Annotated in this window: 25 protein-coding genes; 15 read left to right on the forward strand and 10 right to left on the reverse strand. The window is 65.2% G+C overall.

From position 1 onward, the window contains the following. The first annotated feature begins 26 nt into the window (after positions 1–26). The gene (locus tag PV773_RS06410) at positions 27–635 is read left to right on the forward strand and encodes a nucleoside triphosphate hydrolase (protein WP_347965536.1); all 609 of its coding nucleotides are present in this window, start codon (positions 27–29) and stop codon (positions 633–635) included. Between the two features lie 69 nt (positions 636–704). Here PV773_RS06410 and PV773_RS06415 read toward each other — a convergent pair whose 3' ends face one another. The 3 genes from PV773_RS06415 to PV773_RS06425 all read right to left on the reverse strand — a co-directional run bounded on the left by PV773_RS06415 (position 705) and on the right by PV773_RS06425 (position 3,019). Further along, positions 705–1,409, reverse strand: a complete 705-nt coding sequence (locus tag PV773_RS06415; RefSeq protein ID WP_347965537.1) for a glutathione S-transferase N-terminal domain-containing protein — start codon at positions 1,407–1,409, stop codon at positions 705–707. Between the two features lie 142 nt (positions 1,410–1,551). Continuing rightward, complete coding sequence (locus PV773_RS06420; RefSeq protein ID WP_347965538.1) at positions 1,552–2,763, reverse strand: beta-ketoacyl-[acyl-carrier-protein] synthase family protein; 1,212 nt, start codon at positions 2,761–2,763, stop codon at positions 1,552–1,554. A gap of 1 nt (position 2,764) precedes the next feature. Beyond that, positions 2,765–3,019, reverse strand: coding sequence for an acyl carrier protein (locus PV773_RS06425; protein ID WP_347965539.1), 255 nt, complete (start codon positions 3,017–3,019; stop codon positions 2,765–2,767). A 189-nt stretch (positions 3,020–3,208) separates the two neighbouring features. Between PV773_RS06425 and PV773_RS06430 the strand changes: the two genes are divergently transcribed. From PV773_RS06430 to PV773_RS06485, 12 genes are all read left to right on the forward strand, one after another. Beyond that, entirely contained in the window at positions 3,209–4,063 is an 855-nt protein-coding gene (locus PV773_RS06430; protein ID WP_347965540.1) for an urease accessory protein UreD, read from the forward strand. Positions 4,064–4,080: 17 nt separating this feature from the next. Next, a complete protein-coding gene (locus PV773_RS06435) occupies positions 4,081–4,383 on the forward strand; it encodes an urease subunit gamma (RefSeq protein WP_347965541.1) in 303 nt (100 codons plus the stop codon). 7 nt (positions 4,384–4,390) lie between these two features. After that, positions 4,391–4,645 carry a DUF1272 domain-containing protein gene (locus PV773_RS06440; RefSeq protein ID WP_347965542.1) on the forward strand — a complete coding sequence of 85 codons (255 nt, stop codon included), beginning with the start codon at positions 4,391–4,393 and terminating at the stop codon, positions 4,643–4,645. A 149-nt stretch (positions 4,646–4,794) separates the two neighbouring features. Next, positions 4,795–5,100 carry an urease subunit beta gene (locus PV773_RS06445; RefSeq protein ID WP_347965543.1) on the forward strand — a complete coding sequence of 102 codons (306 nt, stop codon included), beginning with the start codon at positions 4,795–4,797 and terminating at the stop codon, positions 5,098–5,100. Further along, entirely contained in the window at positions 5,100–6,812 is a 1,713-nt protein-coding gene (ureC, locus tag PV773_RS06450) for an urease subunit alpha (protein ID WP_347965544.1), read from the forward strand. Before PV773_RS06445 ends, ureC begins: the two co-directional genes overlap by 1 nt. 184 nt (positions 6,813–6,996) lie before the next feature. Beyond that, a complete protein-coding gene (locus PV773_RS06455) occupies positions 6,997–7,542 on the forward strand; it encodes a peroxiredoxin (protein WP_347965545.1) in 546 nt (181 codons plus the stop codon). A 217-nt stretch (positions 7,543–7,759) separates the two neighbouring features. Next, positions 7,760–8,215 (forward strand): DUF29 domain-containing protein, encoded by a 456-nt coding sequence (locus tag PV773_RS06460; RefSeq protein WP_347965546.1) that lies wholly within the window; start codon positions 7,760–7,762, stop codon positions 8,213–8,215. A 203-nt stretch (positions 8,216–8,418) separates the two neighbouring features. Beyond that, a complete protein-coding gene (gene ureE, locus PV773_RS06465) occupies positions 8,419–8,928 on the forward strand; it encodes an urease accessory protein UreE (protein ID WP_347965547.1) in 510 nt (169 codons plus the stop codon). Next, positions 8,921–9,589: an urease accessory protein UreF gene (locus PV773_RS06470; protein ID WP_347965813.1), complete on the forward strand. Its 669-nt coding sequence runs from the start codon at positions 8,921–8,923 to the stop codon at positions 9,587–9,589. Before ureE ends, PV773_RS06470 begins: the two co-directional genes overlap by 8 nt. Beyond that, entirely contained in the window at positions 9,586–10,026 is a 441-nt protein-coding gene (locus tag PV773_RS06475) for a DUF3995 domain-containing protein (protein ID WP_347965548.1), read from the forward strand. The genes PV773_RS06470 and PV773_RS06475 overlap by 4 nt, the downstream gene beginning before the upstream one ends. Beyond that, positions 10,023–10,658 carry an urease accessory protein UreG gene (gene ureG, locus PV773_RS06480; RefSeq protein WP_347965549.1) on the forward strand — a complete coding sequence of 212 codons (636 nt, stop codon included), beginning with the start codon at positions 10,023–10,025 and terminating at the stop codon, positions 10,656–10,658. The genes PV773_RS06475 and ureG overlap by 4 nt, the downstream gene beginning before the upstream one ends. A gap of 59 nt (positions 10,659–10,717) precedes the next feature. Continuing rightward, positions 10,718–11,476 (forward strand): class II aldolase and adducin N-terminal domain-containing protein, encoded by a 759-nt coding sequence (locus tag PV773_RS06485; protein ID WP_347965550.1) that lies wholly within the window; start codon positions 10,718–10,720, stop codon positions 11,474–11,476. A gap of 43 nt (positions 11,477–11,519) precedes the next feature. Here the strand turns inward: PV773_RS06485 and PV773_RS06490 are convergent, their stop codons facing one another. Beyond that, complete coding sequence (locus PV773_RS06490; protein ID WP_347965551.1) at positions 11,520–12,101, reverse strand: XRE family transcriptional regulator; 582 nt, start codon at positions 12,099–12,101, stop codon at positions 11,520–11,522. Positions 12,102–12,248: 147 nt separating this feature from the next. On the opposite strand from PV773_RS06490, the gene PV773_RS06495 reads away from it, so the two are divergent. Further along, positions 12,249–13,451 carry a glycine C-acetyltransferase gene (locus PV773_RS06495; RefSeq protein WP_347965552.1) on the forward strand — a complete coding sequence of 401 codons (1,203 nt, stop codon included), beginning with the start codon at positions 12,249–12,251 and terminating at the stop codon, positions 13,449–13,451. Positions 13,452–13,468: 17 nt separating this feature from the next. After that, on the forward strand, positions 13,469–14,491 hold the full coding sequence (gene tdh, locus PV773_RS06500) for an L-threonine 3-dehydrogenase (protein ID WP_347965553.1): 1,023 nt from the start codon (positions 13,469–13,471) through the stop codon (positions 14,489–14,491). Between the two features lie 319 nt (positions 14,492–14,810). Here tdh and PV773_RS06505 read toward each other — a convergent pair whose 3' ends face one another. From PV773_RS06505 to PV773_RS06530, 6 genes are read right to left on the reverse strand one after another with little or no spacing between them, the layout of a single operon-like run. Continuing rightward, a complete protein-coding gene (locus PV773_RS06505; RefSeq protein ID WP_347965554.1) occupies positions 14,811–15,899 on the reverse strand; it encodes a sugar phosphate isomerase/epimerase family protein in 1,089 nt (362 codons plus the stop codon). A 23-nt stretch (positions 15,900–15,922) separates the two neighbouring features. Next, positions 15,923–16,741 (reverse strand): ATP-binding cassette domain-containing protein, encoded by an 819-nt coding sequence (locus PV773_RS06510; protein WP_347965555.1) that lies wholly within the window; start codon positions 16,739–16,741, stop codon positions 15,923–15,925. 2 nt (positions 16,742–16,743) lie between these two features. Beyond that, a complete protein-coding gene (locus PV773_RS06515) occupies positions 16,744–17,742 on the reverse strand; it encodes an ABC transporter ATP-binding protein (RefSeq protein WP_347965556.1) in 999 nt (332 codons plus the stop codon). Between the two features lie 19 nt (positions 17,743–17,761). Further along, positions 17,762–18,619: an ABC transporter permease gene (locus PV773_RS06520; RefSeq protein WP_347965557.1), complete on the reverse strand. Its 858-nt coding sequence runs from the start codon at positions 18,617–18,619 to the stop codon at positions 17,762–17,764. Further along, positions 18,616–19,659 carry an ABC transporter permease gene (locus PV773_RS06525; protein ID WP_347965558.1) on the reverse strand — a complete coding sequence of 348 codons (1,044 nt, stop codon included), beginning with the start codon at positions 19,657–19,659 and terminating at the stop codon, positions 18,616–18,618. Before PV773_RS06525 ends, PV773_RS06520 begins: the two co-directional genes overlap by 4 nt. Before the next feature lie 12 nt (positions 19,660–19,671). Further along, positions 19,672–21,135, reverse strand: coding sequence for an ABC transporter substrate-binding protein (locus PV773_RS06530; RefSeq protein ID WP_347965559.1), 1,464 nt, complete (start codon positions 21,133–21,135; stop codon positions 19,672–19,674). Between the last annotated feature and the right edge of the window lie 556 nt (positions 21,136–21,691).

A 21,691-nucleotide genomic window follows, 5' to 3' on the forward strand; every position in this document is an offset into this window, starting at 1 on the left:
GATGCCAAACTTTCCTGAGGAGGCCCATGTCAGAGATCGCCCATATCGCCGCAACCCTGTTCAAGCGCGCCCACCATGCCGACCGGTTCATCGTCGGCATCGCCGGACCGCCGGGCTCAGGCAAGTCCACGCTCGCAACGGCACTGCATGACGTGCTGCCGGAAGGCGCGGCTGCCGTGGTGCCGATGGACGGCTTCCACTTTGACGACATCGTGCTCGAACAGCGCGGGCTCAGGGCGCGGAAGGGGGCACCGGAAACCTTCGACTTTGCCGGCTTCGAGGTGCTGCTCAAGCGCCTGCGCAGCGCCGAGCCCGACATCGCCATTCCGGTTTTCGACCGCAGCATCGAATTGTCGCGCGCGGCAGCTGCCGTGGTCGGGTCCGACATCAAGTTCATCCTCGTCGAGGGCAACTACCTTTTGCTCGACGAGGACCCGTGGCGGCGGCTCGCACCGCTGTTCGACTTCACCATATTCGTCGACGCGCCGCGCGAGGAGCTCGAGCGGCGGCTGGTGGAGCGCTGGCGCGAACACGGCCGCTCGGACGCCGACGCCCGCAACTGGATCGACACCAACGACATGCCGAACATCGACCGCGTTCTGCACGCGCGGCGACGGGCGGATCTCGAAATCTGAGCTGGAAAAAAGCCGGAACCGCAATGCGGCCCCGGCTTTTCGAATTCTGCCTGGTGGAAGGCGCGGCCGTCAGGGCCGTGCCGGAATGTTCAATCCCTTCTGCACGGCGGGGCGGGCAAGGCCTCGTTCGAGCCATGCCGCGATATTCTTGAAATCGTCGAAGCCGACGAGATGGCCCGCCTCGTAGAAGCCGATCAGATTGCGCACCCAGCCAAGCATGGAGATGTCGGCAATGGTGAAGTCGTCGTCCATGATCCACTTGCGGCCTTCGAGCCGCTTGTCGAGCACGCCGAGCAGCCGGCGCGACTCATCGCGATATCGATCCAGGGGACGCTTGTCGGCGATCTCGCGGCCGGCGAACTTGTGGAAGAAGCCGAGCTGGCCGAATATCGGCCCGACCGACGCCATCTGGAAGAACACCCACTGGATGGTCTCGTAGTGACGGGCGCGGTCGGCAGGGATCAGACGGCCGGTCTTCTCGGCGAGGTAGAGCAGGATGGCGCCCGACTCGAACAGGGCCAGCGGCTTGCCGCCCGGGCCATTGGGGTCGATGATCGCGGGGATCTTGCCGTTCGGGTTCAGGGACAGGAATTCGGGCGTCCAGCTCTCGTTCTTGCCGATGTTGATGGCGTGCGCCTCATAAGGGAGATCGAGTTCTTCCAGCGCGATCGACACCTTCACGCCGTTCGGCGTGGGAAAGGAATAGAGCTGGATGCGGTCGGGATGCTTGGCCGGCCACCGCAGGGCAACAGGAAAAGGGGTAAGCTCGCTCATGAACGGTTCCTTGGGCGTGAGGCCCGCGCGACGCGCCGGCCAGGAAGGTGGGGGCACGCAAGAGTTAGGCATGGTCGCGCGCCGCATCAATATGCAAATGCGCACAAACCCAGCCAGCCAACCCGCAAGGCGTTCAGTCCGTTCAGGCCGCCTTGACCGCCACGACGGCATTGGTGCCGCCGAAGGCAAAACCGTTGCTCAGCGCCACGCGCACCTCGCGCCGCCTGGCGACGTTCGGCGTGACGTCGAGATCGCAATCGGCATCCGCCTCGCGATAATTGGCCGTCGGAGGCACCAGGCCTTCGCGTACGGCCATCACGCAGGCGATCATCTCCAGCGCACCCGACGCGCCGAGGCAGTGGGCATGCATCGACTTGGTCGACGACACCGACAGCTTGCCGGCATGGGCGCCGAAGACCCGCTTGATGGCCGCAGTCTCGATCTGGTCGTTCGCCTTGGTGCCGGTGCCGTGAGCGTTGATGTAGTCGACCTCCTCGGGCGCCAGGCCCGCATCGAGCAGGCAGGCGCGCATGGCGGCGGCAGGACCGTCGACTGTGGGGGCAACGATGTCGGAGGCATCGCCCGACATGCCGGCGCCCGCCAACTCCGCCAGGATGGTCGCGCCGCGGGCAATGGCATGTTCGTAGGTCTCGAGCACGGCCATGCCGGAGCCCTCGCCAAGCACCAGGCCCTGGCGGTCGGCCGAGAACGGCCGGCAGGTGTCGGGCGAAAGCACGCGCAGCGCTTCCCAGGCCTTGACGATGCCCCAGACCAGGGGCGCATCGGTGCCGCCGGCGACCATGACGTCGGCGCGGCCGGCACGCAGTTGGTCGACGGCCGAGGCAAAAGCGTGGTTTGACGAAGAGCAGGCCGAGGTGACGCCGAAGACCGGGCCGCGCAGGCCGAGGCTCATGCTGACCTGGCCGGCGGCAGCGCCCGGCATGACCTTGGGCACGGTGAAGATGCCGGCGCGGTTCCTGCCGTCGAGCAGGATGGCGCGGTAGTTCTCCTCGATCGCCTCCCAGCCGCAGACGCCGACGCCGACGATGGTTCCCATGCGGTAGGTATTGGTCTCGTCGGAAACGAGCCCGGCATGCGCCATCGCCTCGCGCGCCGCGATCACCGCCAGCAGGCTGAAGCGATCCATCGAAACAAGCTGCTTGCGGTCGATGCCGTGATCGGGCAGCTCGGTGATCTCGGCGCCGCTGCGGGTCTTCAGGTCATGCAGCGGCGAATGGACCAGCTGGCCGATGGCCGAGCGGCCATTGCGCATGGCGTCCCAGATGGCGGGCGCGCCGTTGCCGAGCGCGCACAGCCCGCCGATGCCGGTGATGACGATACGCTGGCGGTTCATGTCAGGCTTTTTGGGCAATCAGGCCGCGAACGGCTTCGACCATGTCGCCGACGTTCCTGAGGCTGCTCCAGGCCTCGACCGTGTTCATCTCGATCTCGATGCCGTATTCCTCTTCGAGGTCGAAGATGATCTCGGTGAGTTCGAGGGAATGGATGCCGAGCGACGTCAGTTCGGTATCCAGGGTGATCTCTTCGCCACCGGGTTCGGCGTGGGCCTTGATCTTGTCGATGATGTCCGTTGCCAGTTGATCGGCCATAAGCACCCTTCCCCAGAACTTTTCATTGTCAGGCAATCGCCCCTTCCCGCAGCGGGCCTGAATGAGACCCTCGGGCAATCCAGCCCCCGATATGAGCCAAAGACGTCGTTTCTCTATAGAAACCGAAACGCGGGGAGGCAACAAGCTATATATCGACAAAACCGCCGTCTCGGCTAACCTCAGGGCATCATGAGCATTGGCCTTTCCCCATCCGCCGCGGCCGACGCCGCGGCCATGTCCTCGCAACGCGTCGCCGCGACCGGCAGGCTCGAGGTTCAGTGGCGCGACGGCCGCAGCCGTCTCTCCCGGCTCTTCCAGGAGGGTGCGGCCAAGATCCGGCTTCCAGACACCGGCGCGGACCCGCTCGAGGCGGTGCTGATCAACATGGCCGGCGGATTGACCGGCGGCGACAGGATCGCATGGGAGGCGGAGATCGGGGCGAAGGCCAGGGCTTCACTGACTACCCAGGCCTGCGAAAAGGTCTATCGCGCGCTGGCCGGTCAGGCCGAGGTCGATGTTCGCCTGATTGTCGGCGAAGGCAGCTTCCTCGGCTGGCTGCCGCAGGAAACAATCGTCTTCGACCGCGCCGCCCTTTCGCGCCGGCTCGACGTAGACCTTGCGCCGCGAGCCGAGGCGCTGATCGTGGAGGCGACGATCTTCGGCCGCAGCGCCATGGGCGAGCGCGCCCGATACGGTACGTTCCGCGACCGCTGGCGTATCCGTCAGGGCGGCAGGCTGGTCCACGCCGAAGACCTTGCCGTCGGTCCCGACATCGAGGCGACGCTCGCGCGGCCGGCCTCGGCCGGCAGACACATCGCCTTCGCCACGCTGCTGCTCGTCTCCGAACGCGGCGAACAGATGCTGGAAGCCGCGCGGAAAATCATCGGCGACGACGGCGGCGCGAGTTTCTGGACTGTGGGTGAAACTGGCAAGCTTCTTGCGAGGCTTTGCGCCGAAGACGGCTACCAGCTACGTAAGCGACTCATGCCACTGGTGGCCCTGCTCAATGGACAGGCAGGCTTGCCCAGACTGTGGTCACTCTAGGATTTTTTGGTGCGCGAATGAACCTGACGCCGAGAGAAAAGGACAAGCTGTTGATCGCCATGGCCGCGATGGTGGCGCGCCGCAGGCTCGAACGCGGCGTCAAGCTCAACCATCCCGAAACAGTCGCCCTGATCTCCGACTTCATCGTCGAGGGCGCCCGCGACGGCCGCGCGGTCGCCGAATTGATGGAAGCCGGGGCACATGTCGTCTCCCGTGCCCAGGTGATGGAAGGCGTGGCCGAGATGATCCACGACGTGCAGGTCGAAGCCACTTTTCCCGACGGCACCAAGCTGGTGACGGTGCACGAACCCGTCCGCTGAGGCTTCCATGCTCGAACTGCGTCCCAATTGCGAATGCTGCGACCGCGACCTGCCGCCCGCGGCAACCAATGCCGTGATCTGCACCTTCGAATGCACCTTCTGCACCGATTGCGCGGAAGGCATTCTCGGCGGTACCTGCCCCAATTGCGGCGGCAATCTTTCCGCGCGGCCGATCCGGCCGGCGGCAATGCTTCTGAAATACCCGGCATCGACCAAACGCGTGCTGAAAGCCGAAGGATGCGCGCCGAGGTCGGTCGCCTGATTGTTTGATTTGAAAGGTACTCACAATGTTTACGCGCCTCGCGCTCGCCCTCTCGGCACTTTCGCTCTCGGTCGCGCCCACCTCTGTGCACCTCGATCCTGCCCAGCACGGCGTCTTGCATTCGCTGCTTGGCGCCTGAGGACAGAGCCATGATCCCCGGAGAGATCATTCCCGCCGAGGGCTCAATCGAGCTCAACAAGGGTCAGCCGACCATCACACTCAAGGTCGCCAATACCGGAGACCGGCCGATCCAGGTCGGCAGCCACTATCATTTCTACGAGACCAACAACGGCCTGAAGTTCGACCGCGAGCAGGCGCGCGGCATGCGGCTCGACATCGCCGCCGGCACCGCCATGCGCTTCGAGCCCGGCCAGGAACGCGACGTGACCCTGGTGCCGCTCGGCGGCAAGCGCGAGGTCTACGGCTTCCAGAAGAAGGTGATGGGGAAACTCTGATGCCTGCACAAATCTCCCGCGCCTCCTATGCCAGGATGTTCGGCCCGACGGTGGGCGACAAGGTGCGGCTCGCCGACACCGAGCTGTTCATCGAGGTCGAAAACGACTTCACCGTCTATGGCGAGGAAGTGAAGTTCGGCGGCGGCAAGGTCATCCGCGACGGCATGGGCCAGAGCCAGCTCAGCCGCGCCCAGGGTGCGATGGACTGCGTCATCACCAACGCGCTGATCCTCGACCACACCGGCATCTACAAGGCCGATGTCGGCCTGAGGGACGGGCGCATCGCTGCCATCGGCAAGGCCGGCAACCCCGATACGCAACCCGGCGTCACCATCATCATCGGCCCGGGTACCGAGATCATCGCCGGCGAAGGCAAGATCCTGACCGCCGGCGGCATCGACACGCATATCCACTTCATCTCGCCGCAGCAGGTCGACGAGGCGCTGAACTCCGGCGTCACCTGCATGGTCGGCGGCGGCACCGGTCCGGCGCACGGCACGCTCGCCACCACATGCACGCCCGGCCCCTGGAACATCGCCCGCATCATCCAGGCCTTCGACGGCCTGCCGATGAACATCGGCGTGTTCGGCAAGGGCAACGCCTCGCTGCCGGGCGCGCTGGAAGAGATGGTGCTCGCCGGCGCCTGCGGGCTCAAGCTGCACGAGGACTGGGGTTCGACGCCGGCGGCCATCGACACCTGCCTGTCGGTCGCCGACGCCTATGACATCCAGGTGGCGATCCATTCGGACACGCTGAACGAGGGCGGCTTCGTCGAGGACACTGTCGCAGCCTTCAAGGGCCGCACCATCCACTCGTTCCACACCGAAGGTGCCGGCGGCGGCCATGCCCCCGACATCATCAAGGTCTGCCAGTACCCCAACGTGATCCCGGCCTCGACCAACCCGACGCGCCCCTACACGGTCAACACCATCGCCGAGCATCTCGACATGCTGATGGTGTGCCACCATTTGTCACCGTCGATCCCCGAGGACATCGCCTTTGCCGAAAGCCGCATCCGCAAGGAGACGATCGCGGCCGAGGACATCCTGCATGACCTCGGCGCGTTTTCGGTGATCTCGTCCGATAGTCAGGCCATGGGCCGGGTCGGCGAGATGATCATCCGGACATGGCAGACGGCCGACAAGATGAAGCGCCAGCGCGGCGCGCTGCCTCAGGAAAAGGGCAACAACGACAACTTCCGCGCCCGCCGCTACATCGCCAAGTACACCATCAACCCGGCGATCGCCCATGGCATGTCCCGCGAAATCGGCTCGATCGAGGTCGGCAAGCGCGCCGACCTGGTGCTGTGGAACCCGGCCTTCTTCGGCGTGAAGCCCGACATGGTCATGCTGGGCGGCTGGATCGCCACCGCGCCCATGGGCGACCCCAACGGCTCGATCCCGACACCACAGCCGAGCCATTTCCGCCCGATGTTCGGCGCCTATGGCAAGGCGCTGACCAACAGCTCGATCACCTTCGTCTCGAAGGCCGGTCTCGAAGGCGGCCTGCGCGAGCGCATTGGCGTCGAAAAGCAGATGGTGGCGGTGGAGAACACCCGCAGCGGCATCGGCAAGCACTCGATGATCCTCAACGACGCCACCCCGCACATGGAGGTCGATCCCGAGACCTACGAGGTGCGCGCCGACGGCGAGCTTCTCACCTGCGAGCCGGCGACGGTGCTGCCGATGGCGCAGCGCTACTTCCTGTTCTGAGGCTTCGCGAACCCGCGCATCGACCCTACAGGCCGGTGCGCGGGCTGCCCGCGACTGGATGCCACGGCGGCAATGCTGGACAGGTCCCAGCCAGACACTATGGTGCCGGCGCTAGCTAAAAATTCGGCAAGTTGCCCCGAACCCAAGATCGGGGCATCCGGCTATCTTGGAAATGGAGTTTCACATGATCGGGAAGAACGTTCCTTCCGTCACCTTCCGCACGCGCGTGCGCGACGAGGCCGTCGGCGGCCCGAACCCCTTCCGCTGGGAAGACAAGACCTCGGCGGACTATTTCGCCGGCAAGCGGGTCGTCCTGTTCTCGCTGCCGGGCGCCTTCACGCCGACCTGCTCGACCTACCAGCTGCCCGATTTCGAGAAGCTGTTCGGCGAGTTCCAGGCCGAGGGCATCGACGAAATCTACTGCATCTCGGTCAACGACGCCTTCGTCATGAACGCCTGGGGCAAGTCGCAGAACCTCGCCAACGTCAAGCTGATCCCCGATGGCTCGGGTGAGTTCACCCGCAAGATGGGCATGCTCGTCGCCAAGGACAATCTCGGCTTCGGCATGCGCTCGTGGCGCTATGCCGCCGTCATCAACGACGGCCAGGTCGAGAAGTGGTTCGAGGAAGAAGGCTTCTCCGACAACTGCGACAGCGATCCCTACGGCGTGTCGTCGCCGCAGAACATCCTTGCGGCACTGAAGAACGACGGCGTTGCCGAAGCTGCCTGAGCATCGGCGTCTTCGCTGAACACCCCGGCCGCATCCGCGCGCCGGGGTTTTTCATGAAGTTTGTCCAGAGCCGTACATGGTTTGACAATTGCAGTTTTGCGCAATCGTCAACTTCGAAGGCAAGATAGCGTGATTTGACCGCGATTGCTGATCTTGCCAGGCTCCATCTGCTCCAATTCTGTTGGCGGACCGTCCATTTCAGCGCAAGATAACCGGCATGAACAAGATTTTCGGCAAATCGCAATTGACGCCCTATGAGGCCGACTACGCTCGCTGGTGCTCAGAGCAAGCTTCGCTGCTGCGTGACGGAAAGCTCGAAGCGGTGGACCGGGAGAACCTTGCGGAGGAGATCGAGAGCTTGGGGCGGAGCGACAAACGCGAGATCGAGAGCCGGCTCAACGTCCTGCTCGTGCACTTGCTCAAATGGCAGCATCAGCGGGACGGACGTACGGCAAGTTGGAAGGCGACAATCACGGAACAGCGGTGGCGCATTTCGCGGGTAATCGAGGACAGCCCCAGCCTTGCCAGCTATCCGCGCAAAGTGCTCGCCGGTGAGTATGCCCTTGCCCGCGCGGCAGCAGCCATAGAGACCGGCCTGGCGGAGGACAGCTTCTCTACCGAATGTCCCCTTTCGATCGCCCAGGTCCTCGATCCGGCATTCCTGCCCGAGTGAGGCAAGCGATCGAGAAGACACTCCCCGAACGTGACGTACCGCGATCCCGGTGGCACTTTGCCTCATCGTCACAGTGACCAGCGAGAGGCGATATTCGCTGGCTTTCGTGGTGGCGACTTTGGTTTATCAGTATCGTGGGTGTGGCGGCCTCATCGTCTGAACCCCACACCCATGACATCGCGCCGAGAAGAACGAGGATACCGATGCTGCGCGCAGCCCAGATCATCCGTGCCGACGCCGCCAGTGACCAAACGGCCGCCTTCGACGTCGCCGTGCTCGCCCATGACGAGCGCCACGTCCGCCGCCGCGCCATCGAGCTGTCGAGAGGTGAACGCGTGCTCGTCGACCTGCCCGAGCCGTTGGTGCTCGAAACCGGCGACCTGCTCGTGCTCGAGGATGGCCGCACGGCCGGCATCGTTGCCGCGGAAGAAGAACTCTATGACATCCGCGCCCGCGACGCCGTGCACCTGACGCAGCTCGCGTGGCACATCGGCAACCGCCATCTGGCGGCTGCCATCGCGGCCGACCGCATCCTCATCCTGCGCGACCATGTCATCAGGGCGATGTTGGAAGGGCTGGGCGCCAGCGTGACCGACATCGTTGCGCCGTTCGAACCGGTGCGCGGCGCCTATTCCGGCCATGGCCACGATCACGGCCATAATCACGGGCGTGATCACCACCACCACGGCCACCATCATCACCAGCATGACTGAGCGCGGCAGCACGGCGCTGCTGCGGCTGATGGCCTGGCTGTCGCCCACCTTTCCGGTGGGCGGCTTCTCCTACAGCCACGGGCTCGAACGCGCCGTGCATGACGACCTCATCGCCAACCGCGACGACCTCGCCGCATGGCTTACGGCACTGGCCGAAATCGGCTCGGGCTGGAACGATACGGTGCTGTTTGCCGAGAGCTGGCGCCGTGCCGGCACCGACGGCGACCTGCGCGAGGTTGCGGAGCTCGCCGAGGCGCTAGCCGGCTCGCGCGAACGCCACATGGAATCGATGCTGCAGGGACAGGCCTTCCTGGCCGCAGCAGCCGCCTGGCCGCATCCTGTCATCGAGGGGTTGCCGGCGGAGTGCCCTTACTGTGTCTCCGTCGGGGCGGTTGCCGGCGCGCATGGCATCGTACTCGAAGACGCGCTGGCGGCGTGGCTGCAGGCCTTCGCCACCAATCTCGTGCAGGCGGCGATCCGACTCGGCGTCGTCGGCCAGACCGCTGCCACCGGCATCGTCGCAGGCTTCGAGCCTGTGGCGCTGACAGTCGCCGCTCGCGCCGCGACGTCGAGCCTCGCCGATCTCGGCACGGCAGCGCTGGCCTCCGACATTGCGGCCATGCGCCACGAAACCCAGCATTCAAGGCTGTTCCGCTCATGATCTCTGTCGCCTTCGCGCTCGCCGCGGTGCTCTATCTGCTCACCTCACTGCATGTCTATTGGGGCCTCGGTGGCGTCTGGCCCGGTACAGACCAGGCCTCCTGCGCCCGCGCGGTCGCCGGCTTCCGCGGCATCGACACGATGCCGACGCCCTTCGCCTGCTTTGCCGTCGCTGCCTGCCTGGTGCTGGCGACGCTGTGGCCGCTGGCACTGGGCGGCATCTTCGCCACGCCGTTCCCCACGGCTGGGCTTGCCGCCTCGGCACTGATCATCGCGCTGGTGTTCCTCGGCCGCGGCATCGCCGGCTTCACGCCCAGCTGGCGCCGGCTGACACCGGAAATGCCGTTCGCCCGCCTCGACAGGCTGTACTATTCGCCGCTGTGCCTGATCATCGGCGCAGGCTTCATCTTCCTAGCCATCAAGGGTTTCCAGCAATGACTTCGAAAAACGGCCCGCTTCGCATCGGCATCGGCGGCCCCGTCGGCTCGGGCAAGACGACGCTGACCGAGAAGCTGTGCAAGGCGCTGCGCGACGAATTCTCCATCGCCGTCGTCACCAACGACATCTATACGAAGGAGGATGCGCTGATCCTCGCGCGCCTCCAGGCCTTACCGGAAGAGCGCATCATGGGCGTGGAGACGGGCGGCTGCCCACACACCGCCATCCGCGAGGACGCCTCGATCAATCTCCAGGCCATCGCCGAGATGAACCGGAAATTCCCCGACCTCGACATCGTCTTCATCGAATCCGGCGGCGACAACCTGGCGGCGACCTTCTCGCCCGACCTCGCCGACATCACGCTCTACGTCATCTCGGTCTGCCAGGGCGAGGAGATCCCGCGCAAGGGCGGCCCCGGCATCACCCGCTCCGACTTCCTGGTCATCAACAAGAGCGACCTCGCGCCTTATGTGAACGTCAACCTCGACGTCATGGAGGGCGACGCCGCCCGCCAGCGCGGCAGGCGCCCGTTCGGCTTCACCGACCTTTCGCGCGGCAAGGGGCTCGATGCGGTCATCGACTTCATCGTCGAGACAGGCGGGCTCAGGCTGGAGCAGCGGAAATCGGCCTGAGCGGCGGTTGCCGCGCCGGTGGAGGCGCGGCATTCTCTTCCGACCAGAGGGAGGAAAAGATGGCCGTCACCCAGCTCAAGCAGACCAACCTGTCGTTCTACGAGGAGCGCGTCGACCTCGCCTGCGCCTTCCGCTGGACGGCGCGGCTCAACATGCACGAGGCGGTGGCCAACCATTTCTCGCTCGCCGTCGACGACGACGGCTCGAGGTTCCTGATGAACCCCAACCAGGTGCATTTCTCGCGCATCAAGGCGAGCGACCTGTTGCTGATCGACGCGAACGACCCCGAGACGATGAACGGTCCAAGCGCGCCCGACCCGACCGCCTGGGGCCTGCACGGTGCGGTGCACCGCAATTGCGCCCATGCGCGCTGCGTCATGCATGTGCACTCGATCCACGCCACCGTGCTCGCCTCGCTCGCCGATTCCACCCTGCCGCCGATCGACCAGAACACGGCGATCTTCTTCCGCCGGCATGTCGTCGACAGCCATTATGGCGGGCTCGCCTTCGAGGAGGAGGGCGAGCGCTGCTCTCGGTTGCTCGCCGATCCCAAGGTCAAGGTGATGATCATGGGCAACCACGGCGTGCTGGTCATCGGCGACAGCGTCGCCGACGCCTTCAACCGGCTCTACTATTTCGAGCGCGCCTGCGAGACCTACATCAAGGCGCTGTGGACCGGCCGGCCCTTGCGCGTGCTATCCGACGAGATTGCCGAGAAGGCCGCGTTGGAGCAGGAAGATTATCCCGGCCAGGCCGAGCGCCATCTTGCCGAACTCAAGGCCATCCTCGATGAGCAGGAACCGGCTTACCGGAACTGACTCTTTCGGCGCACGTCGTCGAACGGGAGAATTGCGGTGGCCGTCAGCCGCCCTGATCGTAAAGCACGACCATCAATGCCCGCGCAGTATCGTCGGCCCTATTGGCGATCTCGTGAGCGACGTCGGCGCGGTATCGGGCGGTTTCGCCGGTGGCGAGCGCTTGGGTGCCGTATTCGGTCTCGACGGTCAGTCCGTCGCTATGAGCGGTGAGGTGTTCGAAGGTGCCCGGCGCATGCGGGGCGCTCTGCAGCTTCGAGCCGGGCGCGATCTCCACCTCGTACCATTCGATGCGGCCGGCGAGCGCCGGCGAACTCAGGATGCGCAGGCGCCAGGCCCCGTCGGGGCTCTTGATCTCGGGCGTCAGCGCCACCGTCACCAGTTCGATGGCGTCCGCCTTCCTCTGCTGGGCGACGCCGCCGGCGATGAGCTGGGAAAAGTCGATGCCGAGCGCCTGGGTCAGCGCCCAGAGCACGGCGAAGGTCGGGTTGGCCTCCCCGCGCTCGATCTGCGACAGCATCGATCGCGACACGCCCGAGATCGCCGCCAGCCGGTCGAGCGTCAGGTGGCGTTCCTTGCGTTCCTTCTGGATCACCGGGCCGATCTTCGGCGCGTCGTTCAGTTCCATCTCGATCCCCTCATGCGGGCCGACTGATAGCATTGCGGCAGGCGCGTCGCGAGCAGTTTGCCGCCTCGCCTGCACCGCAGCAATTCCACTAGACTTTCCAGATAATCCAATATATCGGAATTTCCATCTTAATGGATTTTGACGCCGATGAGCCAGGATTTCCTTTCCCACATCTCGAACCTTCTCCGGGGCATCGAGGCCGACGGCCTCTACAAGCGCGAGCGAGAAATCGCCGGCATGCAGGCCGGCCGCATCAAGGTGAAGGGTACGGCGGGCGAACGCCAGATGGTCAATCTCTGCGCCAACAACTATCTCGGCCTCGCCGACAATGCAGAGATCCGCAAGGCGGCCGCGGCCGCCCTCGACGAGTTCGGCTTCGGCATGGCCTCGGTGCGCTTCATTTGCGGCACCCAGACGCTGCACCGCGAACTGGAACGCGCCATCGCCGATTATCTCGGCAAGGACGACGCCATCCTGTTCGCCGCCTGCTTCGATGCCAATGGCGCGCTGTTCGAGCCGCTGCTCGGCGCCGAGGACGCGATCATCTCCGACAGCCTCAACCACGCCTCGATCATCGACGGCGTACGTCTCTCCAAGGCCAAGCGCTTCCGCTACGCCCAGGGCGACATGAACGACCTCGAGGCCCAGCTCAAGCAGGCCGATGCCGACGGCGCCCGCTTCAAGATGGTCGTCACCGACGGCGTGTTCTCGATGGACGGCCACATCGCCAAGCTCAAGGAGATCTGCGATCTGGCCGAGCGCTACGGCGCCCTCGTCGCCGTCGACGACTGCCATGCCACCGGCCATATCGGCGAAGAGGGCCGCGGCACGCCGGCGCTGACCGGCGTCGGCAACCGCGTCGACATCGTCACCGGCACGCTGGGCAAGACGCTTGGCGGCGCCATGGGCGGCTTTATCGCCGCGTCGCAGCCGATCATCGACCTCTTGCGCCAGCGCGCCCGCCCCTACCTGTTCTCCAACTCGCTCGCGCCAGCGGTTGCCGCCGGCTCGCTCAAGGCCATCGAGATCGCGCGCGGCGCCAATGACCTCCGTGCAAAACTCAGCCGCCACACGACCCGCTTCCGCGAGGGCCTGACCCAGGCAGGCTTCACGCTGCTGCCGGGCGAGACGCCGATCATCCCGGTCATGCTGGGCGACGCGGTTCTGGCACAGCGCATGGCCAAGGCGCTCGACGAGCGCGGCGTCTATGTCGCCGGCTTCTTCTATCCCGTCGTGCCGCAGGGCAAGGCGCGCATCCGCACCCAGATGTCGGCTGCCCTCGCCGACCAGGACATCACCTTCGCCATCGACGCCTTCGCCGACGCCGGCAAGTCGCTCGGCATCATCTGAGCTTCTGGAGTTTTCCCATGCGCGCACTGGTCAAGGCCAAGGCTGAACCCGGCATCTGGATGGAAGACCGGCCCGTGCCGGAGGTCGGCCCCAACGACGTGCTGATCAAGGTCAACAAGACCGGCATCTGCGGCACCGACATCCACATCTACAAGTGGGACGAATGGGCGGCCAGGACCGTGCCTGTGCCGATGATCACCGGTCATGAATATGCCGGCGAGATCGTCGAACTCGGCTCCCATGTGCGCGGCTTCACGGTCGGTCAGCGCGTCTCCGGCGAGGGCCACGTCATCGGCATGCGCAGCCGCGCCAGCCGCGCCGGCCGCTTCCACCTCGACCCCGAAACCCAGGGCATCGGCGTCAATCTGCCCGGCGCCTTCGCCGAATATGTGCGCATCCCCGCCTTCAACGTGGTGCCGCTGCCCGATTCGATCGACGACGAACTCGGCGCCATCCTCGACCCGCTTGGGAACGCCGTGCACACGGCGCTCTCGTTCGACGTCGCCGGCGAGGACGTGCTGATCACCGGTGCCGGGCCCATCGGCATCATGGGTGCGGCGGTCGCCCGCCATTGCGGTGCGCGCCATGTCGTCATAACCGACGTCAACCCGAAGCGCCTCGAACTCGCCACCCAGGTGGCGGACGTGACCCCGGTCAACGTCGCCGAGGAAGATTTGCGCGACGCCATGGCCCGCCTGCGCATGCGCGAAGGCTTCGACGTCGGCTTCGAGATGAGCGGCTCGCCCGCCGCCTTCGACCAGCTGATCGAGCACACGCTGATGGGCGGCCGCATCGCGTTGCTCGGCGTGCCGGCCAAGCCCTTCCCCATCGACCTCGCCAAGATCGTGTTCAAGATGATCACGCTGAAGGGCATCTATGGCCGCGAGATGTTCGAGACCTGGCACAAGATGCTGGCCATGCTGGAAAGCGGCCTCGACATCCGCAAGGTCATCACCAGCCGCATGAAGGCCGACGACTACCAGGCCGCCTTCCACAACGCCGCCAATGGCGAGGCCGGCAAGATCGTGCTGGAGTGGTAGGGTCTCACACCTGCTGAAGACGAAAAAGGCCGCGCCCAGTGCGCGGCTTTTTCTTATGCGGCGTCGAGTTTCACGAAGGCCCCTCTCCGCCTCGCTTCGCTCGGCACCTCTCCCCTCGCTTCGCGTGGGCGAGGAACCCAAGTCCTGAAATAAATCGCTCCCCAAAAGGCGACGGCGTCGTCCAGCTTGGGTTCCTCGCCCCCTTGGGGGAGAGGTGGCCCGAAGGGTCGGAGAGGGGGATGACAAGTCAACGATTGGGCAACAGAAAACCCGCGGAAGCTGTCTTCCGCGGGTTTCTCGTTCGGACAATTGGAATGCCTCAAGCCGCCTTTTTCAGCGGCAGGCCGAGTTCTTCGCAGATGCCACGGACATGGGCGGCGCTGTCCTTGATGTAGGCGACCGTCTCGTCATAGTGGTAGTTCTTCACCGCCCAGGCGGCGAAGCTTTCGCGGTCCATGACCTCGCCGCTGGCGATGCGGGCGGCGTAGTCCTGCACCATCTTCATGAAGTCGGCATATTCCTCGACGCCGAGGTCGGGATGGCCGTCGAGCCATTTCGGGTCGGCAATCTCGATGATCATCTTCGGCGGGTTGCGCGGCCGGTCCGAGAACGACTCGTAGTTCTCGATCGACAGGTTGAGATCGGGGTTGGCCGCGGCCAGGATGGGCATGATGGCGCGGAAGTCGACCACGCCGCCGCCGCAGGGACGCATCTGGAAATCGAGCACCTCGCCGTCATAGGCGATCAGCGCGTCCTTGATGTGGGTCTGGCGGACATAGGGCGCGACGCGTTTCGCCGCCCAGACCGGATGCTCGGCGCGCTGCAAGACGTTCGCCGTGTCGAAGACGATGCCGGTCGTATCCGGCCCAACCTCCTCGACCAGCCGCACCAGCTCGAAGGAGGTGATCTCCTCGTGGGTCTCGAGGTTCATGTGGATGCCGAGGTCGCGGGCGATCGGCGCGAGCTTCTTGAGGAAGCGCGCGGTGGCCTCGAGCTGTTCGGGCCAGGTTACGTCGGTGCGGAAGCGGTCATAGGCGAAGCGGCCGGTATAAGCCGGCTTGTAGTTGGCGGTCGCCACCCACAGCTCGCGGCAGTCGATGGCGGCGCAGGCCTCCATCATGCGGCGGAAGCCGAGCACGATGTCGCCGTCGCCGATCAGACGGAGTTCGGGCCCTTCCGGGGTGGCATAGGGATTGACCTTGCCGAGGCCGGTTTCGAGATACATGCCGAGCCCGTCGGCGCGCTGCCTGATCTCGCGGAGGTAACCGGCGTCGAGCGTCGGGCTCATGTCGAGCACGGTGCGGAAGAACAGGCCCTCCATGCCCAATTCCTTGCCATGATCGAAGCTGGCCACCGGGCCGCGCTTGGCGGCTTCGGGAATCTTGCGGCCGTCGACACCGATACGCATCGGCAGTCTCCCTATTCTTTATGTCAGTTGGCAGGTTCGAGATGGCGCGCCGCACGACGGGCGCGGCCGACGACGGGGTCGGGCACGGGTACGGCGGCCAGCAGCGACTGCGTGTATTCCTGCCGCGGGTTGCCGAATATCTCCTCACGCGTGCCCTGCTCGACCACCCTGCCCTTGTGCAGCACGACGATCCGCTCGCAGAGATGGCGGACGACGGCAAGGTCGTGCGCCACGAAGACGATGGCGAGGTTGAGCTTCTTCTGCATGTCCTGCAGCAGGTTGATGACCTGCGCCTGCACCGACACGTCGAGGGCTGCCACCGGTTCGTCACAGACGAGGATGCGCGGGCGGATGACGAGCGCACGGGCAATGGCGATGCGCTGGCGCTGGCCGCCGGAGAAGGAGCGCGTGTAGCGGTCCATGTCGTTGGGGTTGAGGCCGACCATCTCCATCATCTCGGCGACGCGGGCTCGCCGTGCCGCCGCCGTGGCCTCGAGCTTGTGGATCAGCAGGCCCTCGCCGATCAGCTCCTGCACCGTCATGCGCGGGTTGAGGCTGCCATAGGGGTCCTGGAACACCATCTGCACCTCGCGGCGGAAGCGCCTGAGGTCCTCGCCCTTGGCGTGGACCACGTCGATGCCGTCGTAGCTGATCGCGCCCACTTCCGGTTTGATCAGCGCCAGCATGCATTTGGCGATCGTCGACTTGCCCGACCCGGATTCGCCGACAAGGCCGATGGCCTCGCCTGCGGCGATGTCGATCGAGACATCGTGCAGCACCTTGGCCGGCGGATTGGGGAAGGCGTGATAGGACTTGCTGATGTTGTCGACGGACATGAGCATGGTCAGTCACCCTTCCCGTCATGCAAATGGCAGGCGACTCGCGTCCGGCCGATCGGCAGCAGCGCCGGCAGCTCCCGGTCGCAGCGGTCGAAGCGCTGGTCGCAGCGCGGGTGGAACGGGCAGCCGCTTGGCCGGGCCAAAGGCGGCGGCGGCGCGCCGGGGATGGCGTAGAGCGTCGCAAGATCCTGGTCGATGCGCGGCACCGCCTTGATCAGGCCCTGCGTGTAGGGATGGCTCGGCCTGGCGAAGACGCTGCCGACCTCGCCGTCCTCGACGATACGGCCGGAATACATGACCATCACACGCTCGGCGAAGCCGGCAACCACGCCGAGGTCGTGGGTGATGAACAGCACCGCAAGGCCGCGCCGCGTCGAGACATCGTCGAGCAGGTCGAGCACCTGGTCCTGGACGCGCACGTCGAGCGCCGTCGTCGGCTCGTCGGCGATCAAAAGGCGCGGCTCGCCCACCAGCGCCATGGCCAGCACGACACGCTGGCGCATGCCGCCGGAGAATTCGTGCGGGTAGGAATCGAGCCGTTCGGCGGCACGATCGACGCCGAGCTCGTCGAGCACCGACAGCGCCCGCTTGCGCGCCTCGACCTTGCCGATGCCGCGGATGCGCAGTGTCTCGGCGACCTGATCGCCGATGGTCATCAGCGGGTCGAGGAAGCTCATCGGATCCTGGAAGACCATGGCGATGGAGCTGCCGCGCAGCTTGCCCATGTCGCGGTCGGAGAGCTTGAGCAGGTCGGTGCCGTCGAAGTCGACGCGGCCGGACAGCTTGGCCAGGCGGTCGAGCCGCATCAGCGCGCGTGCCGTCAGCGATTTGCCCGAGCCGGACTCGCCGACCAACGCCACGCGCTCGCCGACGCCGACGATGAAATCGACACCGTCGACGATGCGGACGCTCGCGCCGCTGCGGCCCAGCGGCATATCGACCGTCAGCTTGTCGACGGTGACGAGAGGAGGACGAACGGGGGTGAGGGTTGACTGATCGGGCATGGGGTGCGCGGTCCTCATCTCAGTTGCCCCTGAGCGACGGGTCGCGGCGGACCTGGATGATGTCGCCGAGCAGGCCGAAGGCGATCGAGGTGATGGCGACGGCGGCACCGGGGGCGACGACGGTCCACCATGCGGTCGAGACATAGCCGCGTGCGGCAGCGATGGTGGCGCCCCACTCGGCGCTCGGCGGCTGGGCGCCGACGCCGATGAAGGAGAGGCTCGCCAGAACCAGAACCGTTGTGCCGATGTCGCCGGCCCATTTGACGATAAGCACGTCGAGCGAATTGGGCAGCACGTGCTTGGTCATCAGCCGCCATTTCGACACGCCGAGCACCTGGGCGCCGGCGACGAAGGGCTGTTCCATTGTCTGGCGCATGATGCCGCGCAGCATGCGGGCGGTGATCGGCCAGCCGGTGATGGCCATGGCGATGACCGCCGAGCGCAGGCTGGCGCCCATGGCGGCGGCAAAGCCGAGCGCCACGATCATGCCGGGCAGCGCCAGGCCTATGTCGGTGATGCGCATCAGTCCCTCGTCGAGCCAGCGCGGGCCGGCTGCGGCAACGGTGGCGATGGTGACGCCGATCAGCGAATAGAGCGTCACCACCAAGAATGCCGACAGCAGCGTCGTCTGGGCGCCGACGATGAGACGCCAGAACACATCACGGCCCTGGTCGTCTGTGCCGAACCAGTTGGCGGCACTCGGCGGCATCAGCGAGTTGGCGATGTCGGAGTTGTAGACGCTGTCGGGCGCGAAGAACGGGCCGACGATGGCGATGGCCAGCAGTGCGACGACCAGCGCGAACACGAAGGCCTCGAACGGCGTGAAGCCTTCCTTGCGACGCGCGGTTGCCGGCTGGACGATGGCGGGGGCGGTCATTGGCTTTGGCTCCCCAGTTGAGCGGCGCGGATGCGCGGGTCGACCAGAAGCTGGAGGATGTCGACGATCAGATTGACGAGACAGACGACGGTGCCGATGAACATCACCGAGCCCAGCACCGCGAACGCGTCCTTCTGCGCCACCGCATTGAACATGTAGGCACCGATGCCCTGGCGGGCGAAGACGGTTTCGACCAGCACAGCCGAACCGATCATGGCGCCGGCTTGGGTGCCCGACAGCGTCAGCACCGGATTCAGGCTGTTGGGCAGCGCGTGGCGCACCAGCATGTGGCGGGCCGTCGCCCCCTTGGCGCGCACGGCCATGATGAAATCGGAGCGCAGCACGCCGAGCAACGCCGCCCGCAGCGTGCGGAAAATCTGGGTGGCGAACAGCGCCGCCAGCACCGCCGCCGGCAGGATGATGTGGTGGAGCGCGTCGAAGAAACCGGCGAGATTGCCGGCGATCAACGCGTCAAGCGTCGGTGCGCCCGATATCACGGGCGAGTTCATGCCATAGCCCTGCTGGCCCGAGATCGGCACCACACGCCAGACGCTGCCCAGCACATATTGCAGCACCAGCGCCAGCCAGAAGGCGGGCATGCCGCCGAGCATGACGGCGGTGATACGGCTCGTCGTGTCGAAGATGCCACCCTGGCGATAGGCCGCGACGATGCCGGTCGGGATCGCAACTGCGAGATTGAGCAGCATGGCGATGAAGACGAGTTCCAGCGTGCTCGGCAGAACCTTTTCAAGGTCCGCCAGAACCGGCTGGAGCGTGACGATGGAGGTGCCCAGGTCGCCGCGCAGGAGGCGACCCAGGAAGCTGAGATATTGCATGATGACCGGGGCATCGAGCCCCAGCCGTTCACGCACCGCCTCGATCTGGGCGGCGGAGGCGTCCGCGCCAGCGGCCATCTGGGCTTCGTCGCCGGGCATGAGCTTGATCATCAGGAAGACCAGCGACGCCAGTCCCCAAAGGGTCAGCAGGGTCAGGCCCAGGCGTCGGCCCAGGAACCACGAGTAGGCGCGGAACGCGAGCATTGTCGGCCTCGCTTACGGCTTGGCGAGACGGAAGTCCGCCGGCTCGGCGGGTGTTGCCAGCATGCTGGCCTTGAGGTCGGCGAGCGTGCCGACACGATAGGCCGCCGGCTTGTAGACACCATACATGTCGACCATCACGGAGTCATTGTCGAGAATGGTCTGGACCTGCTTGTAGAGGTCGCAACGCTTGGCGTCGTCGGCGGTGGCGAGCGCTTCGTCGAGCAGCTTGTCGACTTCCGGATTGGCGTAGCCGGTGCGGTTGGTGCCGATGGCGTCGGACTTGTAGCCCTTGACCAGCATGATGCCGGCATCAGGGAACTGGGCGAAGTCTTCCAGCAGCATCATCTGCGGGATCGAGTTCGGGTCCTTCAGGCTCGCGAGATAGTTCGGGAAGGCGATGGGCTCAAGCTCGAGTTCGACGCCGATCTCACGCAGGTTGGACTGGAACAGCGTCGCTTCCTGCTTCTGCAACTCGAACACCGGCTGGAAATTCATCTTGAGCTTCAGGTTGGCAGCACCTGCCTCGGCGAGCAACGCCTTGGCGGCGTCGAGGTCGCGCTTCACCTCGGGCAGGTCCGGACGGCAGTCGAGACGCGCCGGCAGCGGGCCGTTGGCGATCTTGCCGTTGCCGCCGCGGATGCCGCGCAGGCCACCGGCATAGTCGTAGACCATGCGCAGAGCCTTGCGCACCTTGGGATCGGCGGTCGGGCCGACCTTGGTATTGAACAGCACCTCGGTCTGATAGCTGGTGTTGATCGGCACGACCTTCAGCGCCGGGTCGGTGGCCATGGCAGCCGCATCGCGATCAGCGAAGCCGAAGGCGACGTCGATGTTGCCGGCGCGAAGCTCGTCGCGGCGCGTCGAGCTTTCGTCGATGCGGCGGAAGACGATGGATTCGGGACGGCCAGCCTCGGCGGCCCAGTAACCCGGGTACAGGTCGATCACCACGGCCTGCGACTGGTCGCCCATCACATAGGGACCCGAGCCTGCGTCATGCGCCTGCAGCCAGCCCTGGCCGTCATCGGCGCCCTTGTTGGCTTCGACCAGCGCCGAATTGATGATGTAGACCTTGCTCAGCGACGGCAGGAACAGCGTGTTGGGCTTTGAGAGATTGATGGTCAGGTGCGTGTCGTCGGTGACCGTGGTCGATTCGTAGCCACCGATCAGCGAGGCGACGCCGGTGCCAAGGCGCTTCAGGCGGTCGAGCGTGTAGGCGACGTCCTTGGCGGTCAGCGTCGAGCCGTCGTGGAACTTCACGTCGGGGCGCAGGGTGAAGGTGATCGACTTGGCGTCAGCGCCATAGGCGTATTCCGTCGCCAGGGATCCGACGAGCTTGGTCTCGTCATACGTCACCAGCGTATCGTAGACGGCGCTGATGATGGTGTTGGTCTGGTTGTAATCGGCGCGCAGCGGGTCGAGCGTGTTGATCTGGCCGCCGAGGCCCACGATGATCGTGTGCTCGCGATCGGCCGCCATTGCGGCTGATCCGCCGAAACCGATAGCCACGGCGATCGCTGCGCCTCCAACAGTCGCGAGGAATTGCCGCCGCCCATGCGACAGCGTGGAAAAGGCGGACAGGAACGAATGCATGTTTGTCTCTCCCGTTGGCTGAACTGACACTGCCTTTTTGGCAAAGGCTCTCCCTGACACTTTTGTATCCGATTTATGCTTCAGTGGATACATAAATATTGTCGTGCGGATGCAAAATGGTTCCCGCGCCGGACGTTTGCCGAATTTCTGTTCAAACTCAATGTGTTAATATGACTATACTTATTCCAGCACTAGGTGAACGACTGATCGAGCCCTCCCTCTGGCCGCTTGCATGCGATCAAATCATGCGCTTCTGGATACCCCAATCCGGAAATCATACATCTGCCTACCGTCGCATACATGAAACGAACGAACGACAAATTTGGATACAAACTTTACAGAGGATATGATACAATGATAAAGACCTAACTACACCAGGGGTTAGCCCAGGAGGCCGTCCCCAAGCCGCTGGTGCAGCTGCCGTTTCATTGCTCTTCGAGGG

Origin of the sequence: Mesorhizobium sp. CC13, assembly GCF_039907765.1 — a bacterium.
Taxonomy (GTDB): Bacteria; Pseudomonadota; Alphaproteobacteria; order Rhizobiales; family Rhizobiaceae; genus Aminobacter.